Raw genomic sequence first — 4,536 nt, 5'->3', positions numbered from 1 at the left:
GGACGGGATGGTCATAGTGTCTCTTTCACGGGATCGAATACGGGCAGTACGAGCGGTCAGCGCGATACCGACGGGGCGGTGAGTTCGCTGATCAAGGCTTGGACGCGGGTTTTGATCTCGTCGCGGATCGGGCGAACCGCGTCGATGCCTTGGCCGGCGGGATCGTCGAGGACCCAGTCGCGGTAGCTCTTGCCGGGGAAGATCGGGCAGGTGTCGCCGCATCCCATCGTGATCACGACATCCGAATCCTGCACGGCGTCGGTGGTGAGGATCTTCGGGGTCTGGGCAGAGATGTCGATTCCGAGCTCGGCCATCGCCTCGACCGCGGCGGAGTTGATGGTCTCCGCGGGGGCAGATCCGGCGGAGCGGACCTCGATGGCATCGCCGGCGAGGTGGCTCAGGAATCCCGCGGCCATCTGCGATCGGCCGGCGTTGTGGACACAGACGAACAGGACGCTGGGCTTGTCGGTCATGGGGCTGAAACCTTTCCGTCAGTGGGTGTGAAGCGTTTGCGTAGAGCAAGGGAGACATAGACCAGCCCGACGAGCACCGGTACCTCGATCAGCGGGCCGACTACGCCGGCAAGAGCTTGCCCCGAGGTGGCGCCGTAGGTGGCGATGGCTACGGCGATCGCGAGTTCGAAGTTGTTGCCCGCGGCGGTGAACGCCAGGGTCGTCGTGCGTTCATAGCCCAATCCGATTGCGGCGCCGAGGACGTAGCCTCCGCCCCACATGAGCGCGAAGTACGCGAGCAAGGGCAGCGCGATCCGGACGACGTCCCAGGGCTGGGAGGTGATCTGTTCGCCCTGCATCGAGAAGAGCACGACGATGGTGAACAGCAGACCGTAGAGCGCCCAGGGGCTGATCTTGGGGATGAACTTGTTGTCGTACCAGTCGCGGTCTTTGGCGCGTTCACCGAAGAAGCGGGACAGAAAACCTGCCAGCAGCGGGATACCGAGGAAGATCAGGACCGATTTCGCGATCTGCCAGGGCGAGGTGTCGATGGTGGTCTGTTCGAGGCCGAGCCACCCGGGCAGGACCGAGAGGTAGAACCAACCGAGCACGGCGAACATGATCACCTGGAACACCGAGTTGATGGCGACCAGCACCGCGGCGGCTTCGCGGTCTCCGCAGGCCAGGTCGTTCCAGATGATCACCATCGCGATGCAGCGAGCGATGCCGACGATGATCAAACCGGTTCGGTATTCCGGCAGGTCAGGCAGAAACAGCCAGGCGAGGGCGAACATCAGCGCCGGGCCGAGAACCCAGTTCAGGAACAGGGAGCCGGCGAGGAGTTTCTTGTCCCCGGTGACAGTGTCGAGGCGGTCGTAGCGAACTTTCGCCAACACCGGGTACATCATGATCAGCAGGCCGAGGGCGATCGGTAACGAGATGCCGTCGATCTGCACCTTGTCCAGGGCAGTGTTCACGCCGGGGATCCAGCGTCCAACCAGCAGGCCGACGACCATGGCCACGCCGATCCAGACCGCCAGATAGCGGTCGAGGGTGGAGAGTTTTCCGACGACTTCGGGGTGTTCGGTACTGGACGGGGCGCTCATACGGCGGTCTCCTGTGGGACGTCGGCGGCAGTGGATGATGCTTCCACGAGCAGAACGGCGGAAAGTTGTTGCAGGGCTGCGGGTATCACCCAGTAGTACACCCAGGTCCCGCGACGTTCGCAGTCGAGGAGTCCGGCCTGGCGCAACACCTTGAGGTGATGCGAAATCGTCGGCTGGGACAAGTCGAAGGTGTCGGAGATGTCGCAGACGCAGGCTTCACCGCCCTCGTGGCTGGCCACCAGGCTCAGCAGTCGCAGCCGGACGGGATCGCCGAGCGCTTTGAACATCCGGGCCAGATCACCAGCCCAGTCTTCGGTCAACGGTTCACGGTTGAGTGGCGAACAACAGGCGCCGGTCTCCGCCACATCTTGATTCGACATACATCAATATTGACATCGATCAAATCAGTTCGCAACATGGGGCACGCCTCTGGTTCTGCAGCACGGGAAGGCCCCTTCCCTGGACGCGGATTTCTCGATGGCCGCGCATACGGCACTCAGATCGGCGGGTGAGGGCATCCGCCGTGCGACAGCCGTGATGGCCACTTGGATGTCGATGGCCTCGGTGGCCGGCTCCCCGTCGAGCGCGATCACGATCTCACTGATCTGCGCAGGTGAGAGCCGTTGATCCATCAGAGCCAGTAGCGGGCTGTGACCGTATCTCGGTGCGTCCTGCGGGTAGCCGCTGCGAAGCCAGTGCACAAAAGCGGTGACCACTGCCGGAATGAACATGAGAGACCTTCTTCGCAAGGAATTCATCGACGAGCATCAGTGCTGGGCGGCGATGTCGATCTCGTCGAGCAATGTGAGTACTCGCCGTTCGATCTCGTCACGGATCGGGCGGATCGCGTCGACTCCGAGACCTGCGGGGTCGGGAAGGACCCATTCTTCGTAGCGGCGTCCGGGGAAGATCGGGCATGCATCTCCGCAGCCCATCGTGATGACGACGTCGGCTGCGCGGACCACTTCGTCAGTCCATGGCTTGGGGTATTCACCGCTGATGTCGATGCCACGTTCGGCCATTGCTTCGATGGCTGCTTCGTTGACGCTGGTGCCGGGTTCGGATCCGCCGGACCATGCGACGGCACGTTCCCCGGCGAGTTTTTCGAAGAATCCCATGGCCATCTGGGAGCGTCCGGCGTTGTGCGTGCACAAGAACAACACGGTGGGTTTGCCGTCGTTGGAGAGTCCTTCGACCTTGGCCAGGGCGCGTAGTCGCTGCCGGGCGAAGCGTTCGGCCAGGAGAGGGAGGTAGTTGACGACGGAGGCGCGGCCGGCGAACTGGTCGTAGGACGAATGCAGGAACCGCTCGATGGTTTCGGTGTTGAAGACGTCGGTGAATTCCGTGGCCAGGTGTGCGGCGGCGCTTTTGAGGGCTAACCGTTGATCGATGGTCAGGTCGTCGCGGTGATGTGTTGTGGTGCTGAGGTTGTCGGTCATGAGAGTTCTCCGTTCGGGAGGCAATGGGGGGCGAGTCGAGCGACTCGGTGGTCGATGTCGTCGAAGGCTCGGTCGAACGCTGCGGCACTGCCGGTGCGGGCAGGGTCCGGAATCGACCAGTGAAGAGAGTTCGGGTTTTCGCGCATTTCTTCGTGGGCGTTGTCGCACACGGCGATGACCATGTCCCCGGGTGCGAGGACATCGGCGACATCGGCCGGGCGCGTGGCGTCGAGAGGTAGGTCGTGGCGGCGGGCGGCGGCGAGGGCGCCGCTGTGAATTCGGGGAGCGGGGTGGGTGCCGGCCGATGCTGCCGGGATGTGGGATTGCTTGTTCCACAACGCCGCGGCCAGTTGCGAGCGCGCGGAATTGTGGGTGCACACGAACACGATCCGCGTCGCGGTCAAGGGCGACGAGGTAGGAACGAGCACCTCCAGCGCGGTGGGCTGGAGTCGTAGGTAGGTACGGCGCTTGTCACCTTCGGATCTCGATCGGTGCACGAGACCAGCGCGTTCGAGGACCCCGAGGTGGTGGGCGAGCAGGTTCGAGGAGATGGAGAGTCGGCGTTGCAGTTCCGAGGGCGATGCGTCGCCGAGGACGAGCATGTCGACGATCGACAACCGTGCCGGATCGGCCAGGGCGCCATAGAGAGCGGCGCGTTGTTCGAGCGAGAACTTTTGCTCAATAGTCATTGAGTCAATACTCACTGAGTTAATTTGGGATTGTCAAGCAATACCTGCCGGTAGCCGGGCTGTTCATTCAACTTTCGCCCATGGATTCATGTTCCGTTCATTTTCGCAGCGATATCCGTTCATCCCCGGCCTCTAGGTTCATCACCCGAGCGGCAATCAGCGCTGCTCAGTGTCACTCGATCTCGGTGGCCGCGCGCCGCGCGAGCAACCCCGATACTTCGAAGGAACTACGTGAAGCTCAAGCGATCTGGCGCCGCCCTCAGTGTGCTGGCGGCCAGCACCCTCCTGCTTTCAGCGTGCGGCAGCGACAACAACACCGGCGCGACGGGTTCGACCGGATCTACGGGCGCGGGCTCGACCTCGAATGTCGAGTGCGGCGGCAAGTCGGCACTCAAGGGCAGTGGTTCTACCGCCCAGGCCAACGCCATGACGCGTTTCGTGAATGCGTTCGAGCAGGCGTGCAGCGGGCAGACTCTCAACTACACGTCCAACGGCTCCGGCGCCGGTGTGAGTGAGTTCATCGGAAACCAGACCGACATCGGTGGTTCCGATTCGCCGCTCAGCAAGGACAAGGGCGAGTACGACCGTGCGAAGGAACGCTGCGCCAGCGACGCCTGGAACCTTCCCGTCGTGTTCGGTCCGCTCGCGGTGACCTACAACGTCAAGGGTGTCGACGATCTCGTCCTCGACGGCCCCACCGCTGCCAAGATCTTCAACGGTGCGATCACCACCTGGGACGATCCGGCGATCAAGGCTCTCAACGAGGGCGCTTCGCTGCCGTCGGAGAAGGAACCACCCCTCCTCGTCGGGAGCGAATTCCCCGTCAAGTGGCTCATACGATCGAAAGCCG

General features: G+C 63.1%; 7 protein-coding genes. 1 reads left to right on the top strand and 6 read right to left on the bottom strand.

Annotated features, from left to right (window positions below):
* Positions 1–56: 56 nt before the first annotated feature.
* From ABT116_RS39920 to ABT116_RS39895, 6 genes are read right to left on the bottom strand one after another with little or no spacing between them, the layout of a single operon-like run.
* Complete coding sequence (locus tag ABT116_RS39920; RefSeq protein WP_003944644.1) at positions 57–473, bottom strand: arsenate reductase ArsC; 417 nt, start codon at positions 471–473, stop codon at positions 57–59.
* Positions 470–1,558 (bottom strand): ACR3 family arsenite efflux transporter, encoded by a 1,089-nt coding sequence (gene arsB / locus ABT116_RS39915; RefSeq protein WP_003944591.1) that lies wholly within the window; start codon positions 1,556–1,558, stop codon positions 470–472. Before arsB ends, ABT116_RS39920 begins: the two co-directional genes overlap by 4 nt.
* A complete protein-coding gene (locus ABT116_RS39910; protein ID WP_037131620.1) occupies positions 1,555–1,938 on the bottom strand; it encodes an ArsR/SmtB family transcription factor in 384 nt (127 codons plus the stop codon). The genes arsB and ABT116_RS39910 overlap by 4 nt, the downstream gene beginning before the upstream one ends.
* A gap of 24 nt (positions 1,939–1,962) precedes the next feature.
* A complete protein-coding gene (locus ABT116_RS39905; RefSeq protein WP_003944646.1) occupies positions 1,963–2,289 on the bottom strand; it encodes a DUF3349 domain-containing protein in 327 nt (108 codons plus the stop codon).
* Positions 2,290–2,325: 36 nt separating this feature from the next.
* Positions 2,326–2,997 (bottom strand): arsenate reductase ArsC, encoded by a 672-nt coding sequence (locus ABT116_RS39900; protein WP_011331629.1) that lies wholly within the window; start codon positions 2,995–2,997, stop codon positions 2,326–2,328.
* Positions 2,994–3,701, bottom strand: a complete 708-nt coding sequence (locus ABT116_RS39895) for an arsenate reductase/protein-tyrosine-phosphatase family protein (RefSeq protein ID WP_351644823.1) — start codon at positions 3,699–3,701, stop codon at positions 2,994–2,996. The genes ABT116_RS39900 and ABT116_RS39895 overlap by 4 nt, the downstream gene beginning before the upstream one ends.
* Before the next feature lie 216 nt (positions 3,702–3,917).
* On the opposite strand from ABT116_RS39895, the gene ABT116_RS39890 reads away from it, so the two are divergent.
* Positions 3,918–4,536: extracellular solute-binding protein (locus ABT116_RS39890; protein WP_351644820.1), on the top strand; the 619-nt coding region annotated here is incomplete at its 3' end.

It is taken from the genome of Streptomyces sp. NPDC002130 (assembly GCF_040296465.1).
GTDB lineage: Bacteria > Actinomycetota > Actinomycetes > Streptomycetales > Streptomycetaceae > Streptomyces.
Note: the sequence above shows the minus strand (reverse complement) of the source record. Positions and strands in the feature narration are given on the sequence as shown.

Bases quoted from the DNA above. Each gene is read 5' to 3' on its own strand.
- ABT116_RS39920 (WP_003944644.1), bottom strand. From the start codon at position 473: ATGACCGACAAGCCCAGCGTCCTGTTCGTCTGTGTCCACAACGCCGGC.
- arsB (WP_003944591.1), bottom strand. From the start codon at position 1,558: ATGAGCGCCCCGTCCAGTACCGAACACCCCGAAGTCGTCGGAAAACTC.
- ABT116_RS39910 (WP_037131620.1), bottom strand. From the start codon at position 1,938: ATGTCGAATCAAGATGTGGCGGAGACCGGCGCCTGTTGTTCGCCACTC.
- ABT116_RS39905 (WP_003944646.1), bottom strand. From the start codon at position 2,289: ATGTTCATTCCGGCAGTGGTCACCGCTTTTGTGCACTGGCTTCGCAGC.
- ABT116_RS39900 (WP_011331629.1), bottom strand. From the start codon at position 2,997: ATGACCGACAACCTCAGCACCACAACACATCACCGCGACGACCTGACC.